13 protein-coding genes and 1 other annotated feature are annotated in these 14,883 nt (G+C 48.0%); of the genes, 10 read left to right on the forward strand and 3 right to left on the reverse strand.

Going from position 1 to position 14,883, the window contains the following annotated elements:
* The first annotated feature begins 12 nt into the window (after nucleotides 1–12).
* On the forward strand, nucleotides 13–1,800 hold the full coding sequence (cydD, locus tag RH46_RS07015; RefSeq protein WP_006878706.1) for a heme ABC transporter permease/ATP-binding protein CydD: 1,788 nt from the start codon (nucleotides 13–15) through the stop codon (nucleotides 1,798–1,800).
* On the forward strand, nucleotides 1,793–3,514 hold the full coding sequence (gene cydC, locus RH46_RS07020) for a heme ABC transporter ATP-binding protein/permease CydC (RefSeq protein WP_006878707.1): 1,722 nt from the start codon (nucleotides 1,793–1,795) through the stop codon (nucleotides 3,512–3,514). Before cydD ends, cydC begins: the two co-directional genes overlap by 8 nt.
* Nucleotides 3,515–3,646: 132 nt before the next feature.
* Here the strand turns inward: cydC and rluB are convergent, their stop codons facing one another.
* The 3 genes from rluB to rnm all read right to left on the reverse strand — a co-directional run bounded on the left by rluB (nucleotide 3,647) and on the right by rnm (nucleotide 6,215).
* Entirely contained in the window at nucleotides 3,647–4,585 is a 939-nt protein-coding gene (gene rluB / locus RH46_RS07025; RefSeq protein ID WP_006878708.1) for a 23S rRNA pseudouridine(2605) synthase RluB, read from the reverse strand.
* A gap of 106 nt (nucleotides 4,586–4,691) precedes the next feature.
* On the reverse strand, nucleotides 4,692–5,312 hold the full coding sequence (locus tag RH46_RS07030; RefSeq protein ID WP_006878709.1) for an L-threonylcarbamoyladenylate synthase: 621 nt from the start codon (nucleotides 5,310–5,312) through the stop codon (nucleotides 4,692–4,694).
* A 36-nt stretch (nucleotides 5,313–5,348) separates the two neighbouring features.
* The gene (gene rnm, locus RH46_RS07035) at nucleotides 5,349–6,215 is read right to left on the reverse strand and encodes an RNase RNM (protein WP_006878710.1); all 867 of its coding nucleotides are present in this window, start codon (nucleotides 6,213–6,215) and stop codon (nucleotides 5,349–5,351) included.
* Between the two features lie 82 nt (nucleotides 6,216–6,297).
* Here rnm and trpL2 point away from each other — a divergent pair, with 82 nt between their 5' ends.
* The 8 genes from trpL2 (at nucleotide 6,298) to RH46_RS07070 (ending at nucleotide 14,856) form a co-directional block, all read left to right on the forward strand.
* Nucleotides 6,298–6,423, forward strand: a complete 126-nt coding sequence (gene trpL2 / locus RH46_RS21755) for a tryptophan operon leader peptide (protein ID WP_071985902.1) — start codon at nucleotides 6,298–6,300, stop codon at nucleotides 6,421–6,423.
* Nucleotides 6,370–6,472, forward strand: a sequence feature (Trp leader region). It overlaps the preceding gene by 54 nt.
* 125 nt (nucleotides 6,473–6,597) lie before the next feature.
* On the forward strand, nucleotides 6,598–8,160 hold the full coding sequence (locus tag RH46_RS07040) for an anthranilate synthase component 1 (protein ID WP_006878711.1): 1,563 nt from the start codon (nucleotides 6,598–6,600) through the stop codon (nucleotides 8,158–8,160).
* A gap of 7 nt (nucleotides 8,161–8,167) precedes the next feature.
* Nucleotides 8,168–8,758, forward strand: coding sequence for an aminodeoxychorismate/anthranilate synthase component II (locus RH46_RS07045; RefSeq protein ID WP_006878712.1), 591 nt, complete (start codon nucleotides 8,168–8,170; stop codon nucleotides 8,756–8,758).
* A gap of 11 nt (nucleotides 8,759–8,769) precedes the next feature.
* Entirely contained in the window at nucleotides 8,770–9,768 is a 999-nt protein-coding gene (gene trpD / locus RH46_RS07050) for an anthranilate phosphoribosyltransferase (protein WP_006878713.1), read from the forward strand.
* A gap of 13 nt (nucleotides 9,769–9,781) precedes the next feature.
* Nucleotides 9,782–11,209 (forward strand): bifunctional indole-3-glycerol-phosphate synthase TrpC/phosphoribosylanthranilate isomerase TrpF, encoded by a 1,428-nt coding sequence (trpCF, locus tag RH46_RS07055; RefSeq protein ID WP_006878714.1) that lies wholly within the window; start codon nucleotides 9,782–9,784, stop codon nucleotides 11,207–11,209.
* 51 nt (nucleotides 11,210–11,260) lie between these two features.
* Nucleotides 11,261–12,451, forward strand: a complete 1,191-nt coding sequence (trpB, locus tag RH46_RS07060) for a tryptophan synthase subunit beta (protein WP_006878715.1) — start codon at nucleotides 11,261–11,263, stop codon at nucleotides 12,449–12,451.
* Nucleotides 12,451–13,257: a tryptophan synthase subunit alpha gene (gene trpA / locus RH46_RS07065; protein ID WP_006878716.1), complete on the forward strand. Its 807-nt coding sequence runs from the start codon at nucleotides 12,451–12,453 to the stop codon at nucleotides 13,255–13,257. Before trpB ends, trpA begins: the two co-directional genes overlap by 1 nt.
* Nucleotides 13,258–13,596: 339 nt before the next feature.
* Nucleotides 13,597–14,856 carry a dicarboxylate/amino acid:cation symporter gene (locus RH46_RS07070; RefSeq protein ID WP_006878717.1) on the forward strand — a complete coding sequence of 420 codons (1,260 nt, stop codon included), beginning with the start codon at nucleotides 13,597–13,599 and terminating at the stop codon, nucleotides 14,854–14,856.
* The last annotated feature ends 27 nt before the right edge of the window (nucleotides 14,857–14,883 follow it).

Here is a 14,883-nt window from a genome sequence, read left to right on the forward strand (position 1 = left end):
TAAGCCTTCACGATGGATAAAAAGAAACAACGCAGCTTGAATCTATGGCTCAAGCAGCAAAGTAAGCTCGCCAAACGCTGGCTTATGATTGCTGTGGGTCTTGGAGTACTTTCAAGCATCTTTCTATTGGCTCAGGCCGCCTTGCTTGCAACCATACTGCACCAACTGATTATCGAACATGTTGATAAACATACCTTAGTTCCTCACTTTATTGGCCTCGCTGCGATCGTTGCCGTTCGTGCGCTATGCTCTTGGGGACGTGAAATTGCAGGCTACCGTTGCGGTGAACAGATCCGTGTCTATATCCGCCAACTGATATTAGACAAATTACGTGAGCTTGGTCCTGCATACATTAAAGGTAAACCTGCAGGTGCATGGGCAACCCTGTTACTAGAGCAGGTTGAAGATATGCAAGATTTCTTCGCTCGTTACCTGCCACAGATGTCATTGTCGGTACTGGTTCCCTTCGTCATCCTTATCGTGGTTTTCCCGGTTAACTGGGCTGCAGGTCTGATCTTCCTTATCACCGCGCCACTGGTTCCGCTGTTTATGGCGTTAGTCGGAATGAAGGCCGCAGACGCTAACCGCAAAAACTTTAAGGCGCTGCAACGTTTATCTGGTCATTTTTACGATCGCCTACAGTCAATGACAACCATTCGACTGTTCGATCGCACCAAAGCCGAAACAGAAGTCATGCGTGGTGCTTCTGAAGTCTTCCGCACCCGCACCATGGACGTGCTGAAAATTGCTTTCCTCTCCTCTGCTGTGCTCGAATTCTTCACCTCTATTTCGATTGCTTTAACCGCGGTCTACTTCGGTTTCGCATTTATCGGTGAACTTAACTTTGGTGACTACGGCGCAGGCGTTACGCTGTTCGCTGGCTTGTTTATTCTGATCCTGGCTCCAGAGTTTTACCAACCCCTGCGTGACCTTGGTACCTTCTACCACGCCAAGCAACAAGCGGTTGGCGCAGCAGAAAGCATCGTAGAATTTATCGAAACAGACGTAGAAACTGTTCGCTCTGGTGATAAAACACTTACCACTGAAGAAGCCATTTCTATTCGTGCCGAAAATTTAGAGGTTTTCTCCCCTGAAGGTAAAAAACTGTTGGGCCCTGTGAGTTTTGAGCTCTCATCTGCTCAGACTAGCGCTTTAGTCGGTCCTAGCGGTGCCGGTAAAACCAGCCTGATTAACGCGATTCTTGGCTTCTTACCTTATAGCGGCTCGTTGACGATCAATAATATCGAACGTACCGAAATCGACCTTGCGAACTGGCGTAAGAACATCAGTTGGGTTGGCCAAAACCCGCTGCTGTTACACGGTTCGATTCGTGACAACATCACGCTGGGTAAATCGAATGTCAGCGAGCAAGACATTCAATTGGCACTGCAAGAGTCTTTTTCTGCTGAATTTGTTAATCAACACGGCCTAGATTATGCGGTTTCTGATCGCTCAGGTGGCCTGTCTGTAGGTCAGGCACAACGTCTTGCTCTGGCTCGTGCCATGATTCAGGACGGCCAGTTCTGGCTACTGGATGAACCAACCGCAAGTCTGGACGCGAGAAGTGAACGCTTGGTAATGCAGGGACTGGAAAAACAGATCCAAGGTAAAACCGCACTTATGGTTACCCACCAACTCACTCCACTACAAAGTGTCGAACAGATTCTGGTAATGCGAGATGGCCTAATTGTCCAGAGTGGCGATTTTGCTCAGCTGTCTAATCAGCAAGGCCTGTTCCAAGAGATGCTCAAAGCAAACCAAGCGCTTAACCAAGCTAATAAGGGGAATCTGGATGCGTGAGTTACTTCCCTACCTAAAACTGTATAAGAAACATTGGTTCGGCCTTTCATTAGGTATGCTATTGGCGTTCTTGACGCTAGCAGCATCAATCGGCCTGCTAACCCTGTCCGGTTGGTTTTTGTCTGCGGCTGCCATTGCCGGCTTAACCATTGCCCGTGAAACGTTCAACTACATGTTGCCCGGCGCTTTTGTGCGTGGCTTCGCTATGGGTAGAACGGCGGGACGTTGGGGTGAGCGAGTGGTTAGCCACAATACGACCTTTAAGCTTCTTACCGACCTGCGCATTTTCTTCTTCTCGAAACTTGCGCCGCTAATCCCGGGTCGAGTATCGAATCTGCGAGATGCAGATCTGCTCAACCGTCTGGTCGCAGACATTGATGCGATGGACCATGTCTACCTAAGACTGGTCAGCCCAATGATTGTCGGTACGCTCGGTATTCTGGGCCTTACAGCTCTGGTTAGCTGGTTTGATGCTGAGCTCGGCCTGACCTTAGGCACGATTCTGTTCGCCTTGCTGCTGACGTGGCCAGTGCTGTTCTACAAACTGGGTAAGAACAACGGTGCTGAACTCACACAAAACAAAGCTGATCTACGAATTACCACTCTAGACTGGCTGCAAGGCTACAGCGAACTGACGCTATTTGGTGCAGAGCAACGCTATCGCGAAGCGATTTTAAATGCTCAGGAAAAACTGCTCAAAAACCAGTTCTTTAATGCTCATTTCTCGGGTCTTGCTCAAGCACTACTCTTATTAGCTAATGGCTGGACAATTGTGTTGATGCTATGGCTTGCAGCTGATGGTGTCGGCGGCAATACGCCAGATCCTATGATTGCACTGGTCGCGTTCGCTACTATGGCAAGTGTTGAGCTACTTATGCCTATTGCTGGCGCATTCCAGCATCTTGGCCAAACACTCACTTCGGCTCGTCGCCTGAATGACATCATTCTGTCTGAGCCTGATGTTCAGTTCCCAGAACAGAGTGAAGCCCATAGCCAAGAATTCTCCATTGAATACCAGGCTGTCTCTTTCCACTATCCGGACAGCGAAGCGAAAGTGCTTAATCAGGTCAGCCTTGAAATTCCAGCCCAGCACCGCATTGCGATTGTTGGCCAGACGGGTTCGGGTAAGTCTACCCTGCTCCAACTACTGAACCGTTATTGGGATGTACAGCAAGGTGAGATTAAGATTGCTGGGGTGCCGATTAAAAACTGGAACGAAAGCGACCTGCGCCGCGCAATTAGTGTTGTCAGCCAGCGTGTAGACGTTCTTAACGGCTCACTGCGTGACAATCTTGTAATGGCAAAGCCGCAAGCTGAAGATAGCGAACTGGCTGAAGTCCTAGACAAAGTTGGCTTAGCAAAACTGCTTGAAGATACCGGCTTAGATACCTGGCTTGGCGACGGTGGCCGTCAGCTCTCTGGTGGCGAAAAGCGCCGGATTGGCATTGCTCGTGCTCTGCTGCACAATGCGCCTATCCTGCTTCTTGATGAGCCTACTGAAGGTTTAGATAAGCAAACCGAACAGCAAATCATGCAGCTATTTGAACAGCACTTCGTCGGCAAAACAGTCGTCTTTATTACGCACCGTTTGGTCGACTTAGATAAGATGGACAGCATCTGTCTTATCGAACAAGGTGAGATCGTCGAGCATGGTAGCCACTCAGAGCTACTCAGTCAGCAAGGACGTTATTACCAGCTTAACCAAACCTTGTAATCGAAAAGCCGAGGCCCATGCTTCGGCTTTTTTAATCCCACTCATAATAGCTTTTGCTGAGTGCTGACCTGTAAACCATCCGACATAAAAAAAACAGCCATTAGGCTGCTTTTTCAAATCTGACTTAGTCAATTAACGCTGCTTGTTACGAGCACCTTGCTGGCCTGAGCCTTTCTTTGGCTTACGGCGAGCAGGGTTGTTGCTACGACCACCACCGCTGTTTACGCGCTCTTCGTGACGCTTAACTGCGCGACGAATCTTCTGACTGCGTGAACGCTCACGTTTACGAGATGAGTTTGCTTTGCTCTCATCTAGAAGTGTTTGACGCTCTGGGCGAAGTTCTACTAGCTCACGTAGGTAGTTAACCTCTTTAAGGTCAAGCTCCATCCATCCACCACGAGGAAGTTTCTTGTCCAGGTAGATGTCACCGTAGCGCACACGCTTAAGGCGGCTAACAGTCGTATCCTGAGATTCCCACAGACGACGAACCTCACGGTTACGGCCTTCGTTGATCGCTACGTAGAAAGTGTGGTTCATACCATCACCACCTGCGTAAACCACATCTTCGAAACGTGCCATACCATCTTCCAGTTCAACACCACGAACCAGATTTTTAACTTTTTGCTCTGTCACTTCACCGAACACACGTACCAAGTACTCACGTTCTACCTGACGACTTGGGTGCATCAGACGGTTAGCCAGCTCACCATCAGTCGTGAATAGTAGCAGGCCTGAAGTGTTGGCATCCAAACGGCCGACTGAAATCCAGCGAGAGCCACGGATTTTAGGCAGACGGTCAAATACAGTACGACGACCTTCTGGGTCATGACGAGTACACAGTTCACCTTCCGGCTTGTAGTACGCGAGTACTCGACAAATCACTTCTTCCTGCGCTTTAGCAGAAACGGTATGGCCGTCGATACGCACAACTGCGTTTTCATCTTCCAGTCGTTCACCAAGCTTAGCAACGATACCGTTCACACTCACGCGACCCGCTTTAATTAAAGCTTCTAGTTCGCGACGAGAGCCATGACCAGCTCGGGCTAATACTTTCTGTAGTTTTTCGTTCATTTATCTACCTATGTGTCGTCTTCTCAGACGTCGAATAAACAAGTGCGACCAAAAATCGCGGTCGCACATTATCGCAAAAAGTGTGGTGAAAATCACGCACTTTTGATTACTCGAACGGTGCTGGGTCCCCAGAACCTACGCGAGCAATAACAGGTTCATCTTCGCTGAAATCAACCACAGTCGTTGGCTGCTCGCCAAGATAACCACCGTTAAGAATACAGTCGACAGCATGTTCTAGCTTGTCACGAATATCTTCCGGGTCAGACTCTGTCACATCGCTGCCTGGCAGGATAAGCGACGTCGACATCAGCGGCTCACCTAAAGCTTCCAGTAGGTCAAGAGCGATACGGTTGTCCGGAACACGAATACCAATAGTCTTGCGCTTCGCGTTCATTAAGCGACGAGGCACCTCTTTGGTTCCTTTAAAGATAAAAGTGTAAGGCCCCGGCGTGTTGTTCTTAAGCAAACGGAAAGCGGTGTTATCGACACGTGCATACAAGGATATCTCGGACAGATCGCGACACAACAAGGTAAAGTTATGCTTGTCGTTTAAGCGACGAATCTGACAAATGCGCTCTAATGCCTGTTTGTTTTCAAGCTGACAACCAAGTGCGTAGCCTGAATCGGTTGGGTACACCACTACCCCACCGTTACGAATGATTGCTACAGCCTGATTGATCAAGCGAGCCTGTGGGTTTTCTGGATGAACGTAAAAAAACTGGCTCATTGTAATTCCTCATTATCGAGTCTCACGACTCTATAGTTATTTGATATGGGCTGAATCTGTTGCCGAAGGCTCAATGCCCCAGTCCTTCCATACTGGTTCGACTCCCGATGGCAACCATAAATTTCTGCCTAGCTCCATCCAAGGCGACGGATAGTGGAAGTCACTGCCTTGCGAAGCTAATAGTTTGTATTGTATAGCATAATCAGCCAAGTTGCGCCTTTCTTGTTGAGCTTGTTGCGGCTGTGCGATTTCCATCGCGTCACCACCCGCTTCAACAAACGCAGCAAGTAGGCGTTTTACCCACTTCGCTGTCAGATCATAGCGACCCGGATGAGCGAGAACAGCCTGACCACCAGCTTGGTGAATCGCATCTACCGCTTCTTTCATTGAGCACCATGTTGGCGGTACATATCCCGGGTTATTGCGGGTTAAGTATTTTTTAAACACCTGCTGCATAGTCTTGGCATATTGGTTGTCAACCAGCCACTTAGCGAAGTGAGCTCGGGTAATTGGCGCTTCGCCTGCAATGAGTTTGACTTCTTCGAGTACACCTTCGCGAGTTGCTTTCTCCAAACGGGAGGCGATCAACTCTGCACGCCCTTCTCTGTGTTTCTTTTGTTGTTCGATTAACGCATTCAGCGCCTGAGAATCAGGGTCAATATTCAAACCCACAATATGGATATCTTTGTTTTGCCACACGGTTGAGATCTCTATGCCGTTAATCAGCTTGAGCGGCAGATTGTTCTCTTTGATGTAGTGATGTGCAGGTGCTAGTCCATCTACCGTATCGTGGTCAGTTATCGCCAGAACGTCGAGCTGAAAACTCAACGCCCTGTCGATTAATTCGTTGGGAGGCAGTCGTCCGTCAGAGGCTGTGGTGTGACTATGTAAATCAATTCTCATAATTTTAGTTTTTTAGTTGACTTTTTACCTCTGCACTAGTTAACTAGTACACAAATACGAAGTACCTGAATTAAGGCTCACTATGTTACAAGACATCAAGCTAAAGCAAAAAGTAAAAGTTACTGCTGGTTCTATCAAGAATAGAACAGCTGATCTTGCTTGGTGGCGCACTTGGACAAGTTCTTGGTGGGCTAACGTGTACTTTTAATAAGTAACAATCATGTTTGAAAGCCCGCTACTAAAGCGGGCTTTTTTGTTTTGTAATCTGCCTCACACCCAACTGCTCAAACAATGGACAAATTTAACCGAAACTTGATTGGGCACCTGTTCGCTTTATGCGACTATGTAGGCAGGAATAAATTTTTAGAGATAAGGAGGTCTGGTGAACAAGGCCATTGAAATCAAAAAGCTAGGCGCTATCGAATTACTTCGAACCACCGCACCTTATGCCGAAGATCCGACTCAGTTGTTTCACACCTTATGTGAACATAAAAGTGACAGCCTGTTACTAGAATCTGCAGAGATCGATTCTAAGCAAGATCTGCAAAGTCTGCTCATTGTGGACTCTGCGGTGCGTATTGTCTGTTTTGGCCATACAGTGACGATGACCGCGCTCACTAACAATGGTAAAAACCTGCTTTCTCACCTTACTCACAATATTAATGTCAATATTGAGCATACATTTGACGGCAGCCAGTTGGTACTAGAGTACGCAACGCCTTGCGATACATTAGACGAAGATTCCCGTCTACGCGAAGCGTCGTCATTCGACGCATTGCGCCTGATTCAACATAGCTTTGATATCGAGGCGCTACATAAGCACGCTGTCTTTATTGGCGGTCTGTTTGCGTATGATTTGGTGGCTAACTTTGAACCTCTGGGTGACGCGCAAGCGACCAGCCAATGCCCTGATTATGTCTTCTACGTCGCTGAGACGCTTCTGGTCGTCGATCACCAGAAACAATCCTGCGACCTTCAGGCGACACTGTTTGCTGACGACTCAAGTCGTGAAAGACTAGAGCAACGCATTGAATCTATTCGTCAACAGTGTGCCGACCTTAAACCTTTACCAAAGGCAGTGCCAGTCGCTGATACTACAGCCCAGCCAAGTATTGCAGATCAAGACTTCTGTCAGATTGTCCGTGATCTGAAAGAGTATGTGGTGAAAGGAGACGTGTTCCAGGTGGTACCTTCCCGTCGCTTCACTCTCCCTTGCCCATCACCGCTTGCAGCGTACAAAGCCCTTAAGCAGAGCAACCCAAGCCCTTACATGTTCTATATGCAGGATGAACTGTTCACTCTGTTTGGCGCCTCTCCTGAAAGCGCTCTTAAGTACGAAACCAGCACCAATCAAGTAGAGATCTACCCTATTGCCGGCACGCGCCGTCGTGGTAAACGTCCAAACGGTGAGATTGATTTTGATCTCGACAGCCGTATCGAACTTGAACTTCGTACCGATAAGAAAGAGAACGCAGAACACATGATGCTGGTTGATTTAGCACGTAACGATGTCGCGCGTATCTCACAACCGGGCTCTCGCCATGTGGCCGATCTGCTGAAAGTAGACCGCTACAGCCATGTCATGCACTTAGTTTCTCGAGTGGTTGGTCAGCTAAGAGAAGACCTTGATGCCCTGCACGCTTATCAGGCGTGTATGAATATGGGCACACTGACCGGGGCTCCAAAAATCCGTGCTATGCAGTTGATTCGCGATGTCGAACAGGCTCGTCGCGGCAGTTACGGCGGCGCGGTTGGTTATCTGACAGGTGAAGGGACGCTGGATACCTGTATTGTTATCCGTTCTGCGTATGTCGAAAATGGCATCGCTCAGGTTCAGGCCGGTGCCGGTGTGGTATTTGATTCAGATCCACAAGCTGAGGCTGACGAAACTCGCGGTAAAGCACAAGCAGTAATCTCTGCTATTCAGGCAGCACATAAGGAGTAGCAACGAGATGGCGAATATTATTTTTATCGATAACTTTGACTCTTTTACCTATAACCTGGTTGATCAGTTCCGTTCACTGGGTCACCAGGTGACGGTGTATCGTAATAACATCGCAGCGCAAGCTATCGAATCAGCAGTAACAGAACTGGATAATCCGGTTGTACTGCTCTCTCCGGGACCAGGTGCCCCTTCCGAAGCAGGCTCGATGCCAGAAATCATTCAACGCCTTAAAGGCAAGGTACCTATGATTGGCATCTGTCTTGGTCATCAGGCGATAGTTGAAGCATACGGCGGTACCGTAGCGGGTGCTGGTGAAATCATCCACGGTAAAGTGTCGATGATGGAACACGATAACCACCCGACCTATCAGGAATTACCATCACCACTTGCCATCGCTCGCTACCACTCATTGGTTGCGACTGAAGTGCCTGATGCTCTGACCATTACCGCAGAGGTTGATGGTTTGGTCATGTCTGTAGTACAAGAGCAAGACAAGGTATGTGGATTCCAATTCCACCCAGAATCGATTATGACGACTTATGGTGCAACGCTGCTGGCGAATGCAATCGAGTGGGCTTTAGAGAATAACGGCAAGTAAGGAACAGAATCATGGAACAGATTATTAATAAGCTCTACGAGCAGCAGTCGCTCACTCAACAAGAGAGCCAACAACTATTTGACGTTATCATTCGCGGCGAGTTAGACCCGATCCTGATGGCGTCTGCTTTAACTGCACTGAAAATCAAAGGCGAAACGCCAGATGAAATCGCTGGCGCAGCTAAAGCACTACTGGCAAACGCTAACCCGTTCCCGCGTCCTGACTACGATTTTGCCGATATCGTTGGCACTGGAGGTGATGGTCACGACACCATCAACATCTCCACTACGGCGGCTTTCGTAGCGGCAGCTTGCGGTTTAAAGGTGGCGAAACACGGTAACCGTAGCGTTTCAAGTAAATCTGGTAGCTCAGACCTGCTTGACTCTTTCGGTATCAATCTGGCAATGAGTGCTGAAGACACGCGCACCGCCATCGATAAGCTAGGTGTTGCCTTCCTGTTTGCGCCTCAATACCACCTTGGTGTTCGTCACGCGATGCCAGTACGTCAGACAATGAAAACGCGCACTATCTTCAATATTCTTGGCCCACTGATTAACCCGGCACGTCCAAACATCGAACTGATGGGTGTGTATAGTGAAGAATTAGTCGACCCAATCGCTGAAACTATGCTGCAAATGGGTATGAAACGCGCAGCGGTTGTTCACGGCAGCGGACTTGATGAAGTGGCGATTCATGGCAAAACAACTGTCGCAGAAATTAAAGATGGTCGGATCCACAAATACTCGCTGACTCCGGCAGACTTTGGCCTTGATGAGCACCCTCTTGAAGCGATTAAAGGTGGAGACCCGGAAGAGAACCGCGCCATCATAACCAATATCCTGACAGGTAAAGGGACTGACGCTCAACTTGGCGCAGTCGCCGTCAACGTGGCACTTCTGATGCGCCTATTCGGCCATGAAGATCTTAAAGCCAATACACAACAAGCCATTGAAGCAATGAACTCAGGCAAGGCATACCAGCTGGTTCAGCAGCTGGCTGACCACGCATAACAAGGTAAGCAAAATGACTCAGGTGAAAGAGAAATTATCCGAGCACGTTTCAGTCAAAGAGGCTGAAATGGCAGAAGTATTGGCCAAAATTGTTCGAGACAAGTACCAATGGGTCGCGGAGCGTAAACAGTCTCAGCCATTGGAGACATTCAGAGATACGCTTGTTGCTTCAGATCGTAGCTTTTATCAGGCATTGAATCAGCAGCAAACGGTCTTCATCACTGAATGTAAAAAGGCTTCACCATCTAAAGGTCTTATTCGTGATGATTTCGACCTTGATTACATTGCCAGCGTATACAACGACCATGCGAACGCGATCTCTGTTCTGACCGATGAGAAGTATTTTCAAGGCAGCTTCGAGTTTTTGCCACAGGTAAGAAAACAGGCTAAACAACCAATCCTATGCAAAGACTTTATGGTCGACAGCTATCAGGTTTATCTGGCTCGTCACTACAGTGCTGACGCTATTCTGCTTATGCTGTCGGTGCTAGATGACCAAGAGTATGCACAATTAGCAGAAGTCGCCCACTCGCTTGATATGGGTGTATTAACAGAAGTCAGTAACGAAGATGAGTTGCATCGCGCGGTGAAACTTGGCGCGAAAGTGATCGGTATTAACAACCGTAACCTGCGCGACCTTTCTACCGATTTAAATCGCACTAAGGAGCTGGCTCCGACCATTCGTCAGTTAGCTCCTGAAGCGACCATTATTTCTGAGTCAGGTATCTACACTCACCAGCAGGTGCGCGATCTTGCACAGTTTGCTGATGGATTCCTGATTGGCAGTTCTTTGATGGCAGAAGAGAACCTTGAACTCGCAGTACGTAAAGTCACGATGGGCGAAAACAAGGTTTGTGGCCTGACTCATCCGGATGATGCGGCAAAAGCGTATCAGGCAGGCGCAGTGTTTGGCGGGCTCATTTTTGTCGAGCAGTCTAAGCGTCATGTCGATATGGAAGCGGCTCGTCTGACAATGAGCGGTGCTCCTCTTAACTATGTTGGTGTATTCCAAAACCACGATGCTAAGCAGATCATCGATACGGTAAGTGAGCTCGGCCTTTCAGCTGTTCAGTTACACGGTGCCGAAGATCAGCAGTTCGTTAACCAACTCAAAGCTCAACTTCCCGCTCAGGTTGAAATCTGGAAGGCCTACGGTGTTAGCCAGTCAGTGCCTGAACTGATTAATGACAACGTTGACCGTCATTTACTGGATACCAAAGTAGGGTCACAGGTTGGTGGTACAGGATTAGTGTTCGACTGGTCTCTGATAGGTGACCCATCCAAAGTGATGCTCGCCGGAGGAATTACTCCTTTCAACGCCCAAAAAGCCGCTGAACAAGGCTGCCTCGGCCTGGACCTAAACTCAGGCGTTGAACACTCTCCGGGTAAAAAAGATGGCGAGAAGCTGGAACAAGCCTTCTGCGCGATAAGAAACTACTAATTTATTAGCAGCGTGAGACGCTCACGCTGGACAAATTTAAGGAATTACACCATGGCAAAACTAGATGCCTACTTTGGCGAATATGGTGGTCAGTATGTACCACAGATCCTTGTCCCGGCTCTTGAGCAGCTAGAACAAGCTTTCATTGATGCTCAGCAAGATCCTGAGTTCCATAGCGAGTTTATGTCTTTGCTGCAAGAGTATGCGGGTCGCCCTACGGCGCTCACTCTGACTCGCAACCTGACTAAAGGTACCAAGACCAAACTTTACCTTAAGCGCGAAGACCTGCTGCACGGTGGTGCACACAAGACTAACCAGGTACTGGGTCAGGCGTTACTTGCTAAGCGTATGGGTAAGCATGAAATCATCGCTGAGACGGGCGCTGGTCAGCACGGTGTTGCGACAGCCTTAGCTTGTGCGTTACTAGGGTTGAAATGTCGCGTTTATATGGGTGCTAAAGACGTTGAGCGTCAAAGCCCGAACGTATTCCGTATGAAGCTTATGGGTGCTGAAGTCATTCCGGTACACTCTGGTTCAGCAACGCTGAAAGATGCTTGTAATGAAGCCTTGCGTGACTGGTCTGCAAGTTATGAAGAGGCGCACTACCTACTAGGTACCGCTGCGGGCCCTCACCCATTCCCAACCATTGTTCGTGATTTCCAGCGCATGATTGGTGAAGAGACTAAGAATCAGATTCTTGCTCGTGAAGGTCGTCTGCCTGACGCCGTGATCGCTTGTGTCGGTGGTGGTTCTAATGCCATTGGTATGTTCGCTGACTTTATTGGAGAAGAGAGTGTTCGCCTGATTGGTGTAGAGCCAGCAGGTAAAGGTATTGATACTGACCAGCATGGTGCGCCGCTTAAACACGGTAAAACAGGTATCTTCTTTGGTATGAAAGCTCCATTGATGCAGGACGAAAATGGTCAGGTAGAAGAGTCTTACTCTGTCTCTGCAGGTCTGGACTTCCCATCAGTCGGCCCTCAACACGCTCACCTGAACGCTATTGGTCGCGCGGAATATGACAACGTGACAGATGATGAAGCATTGGAAGCGTTCCAGGAACTCGCCCGTAACGAAGGTATTATTCCGGCACTAGAGTCTTCTCACGCACTCGCACACGCTCTGCGTATGGCGCGTGAAAATCCTGAGAAAGAACAACTATTAGTAGTAAACCTGTCAGGTCGTGGTGATAAAGATATCTTCACCGTCCATGACATTCTGCAACAAAAAGGAGCGATCTAATGAACCGTTATGAAAATCTATTCGCGCGCCTCAACGATGATAACCAAGGCGCATTCGTTCCGTTCGTAACGGTTTGCGATCCAAACCCTGAGCAATCTTTTAAGATCATGGAAACACTGGTTGAAGCGGGTGCCGATGCCCTTGAACTCGGTATTCCATTTTCAGACCCTTTAGCTGACGGTCCGACAATTCAGGGGGCTAACATTCGAGCTCTTGATTCTGGTGCGACGCCAGATATCTGTTTCGATCTGATTGCCAGAATCCGTGCTAAATACCCACAACTTCCTATTGGTCTGCTGATGTACGCGAACCTGGTTTACTCACGTGGTGTAGAAAACTTCTACCAGCGTTGTGCTGATGCGGGTATCGATTCAGTACTGATTGCTGATGTACCTACCAATGAGAGTGGTGAGTTTGTTGCGGCGGCAGAGAAGTTTGGTATCCACCCTATCTTCATTGCACCACCAACAGCTAGTGATGAGACTCTACAGCAAGTTTCGCAACTTGGTGGTGGTTATACTTACCTGCTTTCGCGTGCTGGCGTAACTGGTGCGGAAACTAAAGCCAATATGCCAGTAGGAGATATGCTAGAGAAACTAAACCAATTCGACGCTCCACCAGCGCTGTTAGGTTTTGGTATCTCTGATCCAACTCAGGTGAAACAGGCGATTGAGGCCGGTGCTGCGGGCGCAATCTCAGGCTCTGCAGTAGTAAAAATCATCGAAAACCACCTCGAACAACCCGCAGAGATGTTAAATCAACTAGCAAACTTTGTTTCTTCAATGAAGACTGCAACACACAAGTAGCGTGTTAGCCATCTAAACTGCTATGAGATCAGCTTCTTATCACAGGTAAAAAGCTGATCTTTTTTTTAACATTTTATGTTGCTTTTTCCTCTCTCCCTGACCGCAAAAACAGGCAATCAATCAGCCTTACCGTATAACCCCACCAAATAGCAAACGGTTGCTATTGAGCAAAAAATTAGCATTCATCAATAAAACGTCGATTATTGCCCTGATCAACACCCTGCCCATATTGCTAAATGTAAAATTTAAGTGTACAACGCAAGACGAAATTATTATCCGGTAACAAGTTTTAACTTGGTGGGTAATTCTAGGAAATTAAATTTTATTAGCACAGAGGTTATGGAAGTGTTAAAACAAAAGAATTTACTAAGCAACATTGGTGTTCAAGTCGTGATTGCCATGATCGTAGGTACTGCCGTTGGTGCCTTCATGGGAGAGAGCGCTACCATGTTCGCTCCACTTGGCGCGATCTTTATCAACCTAATCAAAATGTTGGTTATCCCTCTAGTAGCCGTTGCCCTTATTTCAGGCGCAGCTGGTCTGGGTAACAGCCAGTCGGCAGGTAAAGTTGGTCTGGTAACACTAGGTTACTTTGGTCTGACTTCGGCTCTTGCAGTAGCACTAGCACTCTTTATGGGGGAAGTATTTAAGCCTGGACTTGGCATCGACCTATCAGGCGTTGAAGGCATGTTCTCTGCGGAGTACGCTTCTAAAGGTGAATTACCAACTTTCTGGGCGACCATTACTGGTATGATCCCAACCAACGTTTTCCAATCACTGAACGAAGCAAACATCCTGCAGATCCTTGTGTTCTGTATGTTCTTTGGTATCGCGATTTCTAAGCAAGCAAAAGAACGCCGTGAACCAATCATGAACGGTGTAAACTGCATTGTTGACGCTATGGTATGGATGATCAACAAGGTAATGATCATTGCTCCAATTGGTGTATTCGGTCTGATGGCTGAAGCCGTTGGTACGTTTGGTTTTGCTGCCCTGATGGTGGTATTCAAGCTATTCGTCGTTTACGTAGCTGCGATCCTAATCTTTGGTTTTGTTGCTTACCCGCTAATGGTTCACATCTTCACTAAGACTTCAGCGAAGAAGTTCCTGGTAGCGATGAAGAAGCCACAAGCCGTTGCACTTTCTACTGCTTCATCAATGGCTACGCTTCCAGTAACTCTGGACACTGTTGAGCACGAGCTAGGCGTTAAGAATTCGACGGCTTCGTTTGTTTTACCTCTAGGTGCAACAATCAACATGTCTGGTAACGCAATCTACTACGGTCTGGTAGCGATCTTCTTTGCTCAGCTATTCAATATCGATCTTGGTATGGGTGCTTACATTGCGATCATCGTGACTTCTACTCTAGGTGCTGTTGGTCAGGCGGGTGTTCCTGGTCCATCATTCCTGGTTGTTGCAGTACTCCTGGCGGCTGGTATTCCAATTGAAGGTCTGCCACTACTGTTCGCTCTTGACCGTATCTTCGACATGATTCGTACTGCGCTTAACATCACTGGTGATGCGGCGTGTGCGGTTATCGTTGATTCGCTAATTGAAGATGAAGAGAAAGAAGCGGAAATGCAAAAGCAAACTGCATAATTCGCTGACTATTCAGGTCAAAAAGCC

The organism is Vibrio brasiliensis LMG 20546, from assembly GCF_000189255.1.
Lineage (GTDB): Bacteria > Pseudomonadota > Gammaproteobacteria > Enterobacterales > Vibrionaceae > Vibrio > Vibrio brasiliensis.

Excerpts from the sequence above, each read along its gene's own strand:
- trpCF (WP_006878714.1), top strand. The coding sequence starts at position 9,782 with ATGACTCAGGTGAAAGAGAAATTATCCGAGCACGTTTCAGTCAAAGAG.
- trpA (WP_006878716.1), top strand. The coding sequence starts at position 12,451 with ATGAACCGTTATGAAAATCTATTCGCGCGCCTCAACGATGATAACCAA.
- RH46_RS07070 (WP_006878717.1), top strand. The coding sequence starts at position 13,597 with ATGGAAGTGTTAAAACAAAAGAATTTACTAAGCAACATTGGTGTTCAA.
- cydC (WP_006878707.1), top strand. The coding sequence starts at position 1,793 with ATGCGTGAGTTACTTCCCTACCTAAAACTGTATAAGAAACATTGGTTC.
- trpB (WP_006878715.1), top strand. The coding sequence starts at position 11,261 with ATGGCAAAACTAGATGCCTACTTTGGCGAATATGGTGGTCAGTATGTA.
- RH46_RS07030 (WP_006878709.1), bottom strand. The coding sequence starts at position 5,312 with ATGAGCCAGTTTTTTTACGTTCATCCAGAAAACCCACAGGCTCGCTTG.
- trpD (WP_006878713.1), top strand. The coding sequence starts at position 8,770 with ATGGAACAGATTATTAATAAGCTCTACGAGCAGCAGTCGCTCACTCAA.
- rnm (WP_006878710.1), bottom strand. The coding sequence starts at position 6,215 with ATGAGAATTGATTTACATAGTCACACCACAGCCTCTGACGGACGACTG.
- cydD (WP_006878706.1), top strand. The coding sequence starts at position 13 with ATGGATAAAAAGAAACAACGCAGCTTGAATCTATGGCTCAAGCAGCAA.
- rluB (WP_006878708.1), bottom strand. The coding sequence starts at position 4,585 with ATGAACGAAAAACTACAGAAAGTATTAGCCCGAGCTGGTCATGGCTCT.
- trpL2 (WP_071985902.1), top strand. The coding sequence starts at position 6,298 with ATGTTACAAGACATCAAGCTAAAGCAAAAAGTAAAAGTTACTGCTGGT.
- RH46_RS07045 (WP_006878712.1), top strand. The coding sequence starts at position 8,168 with ATGGCGAATATTATTTTTATCGATAACTTTGACTCTTTTACCTATAAC.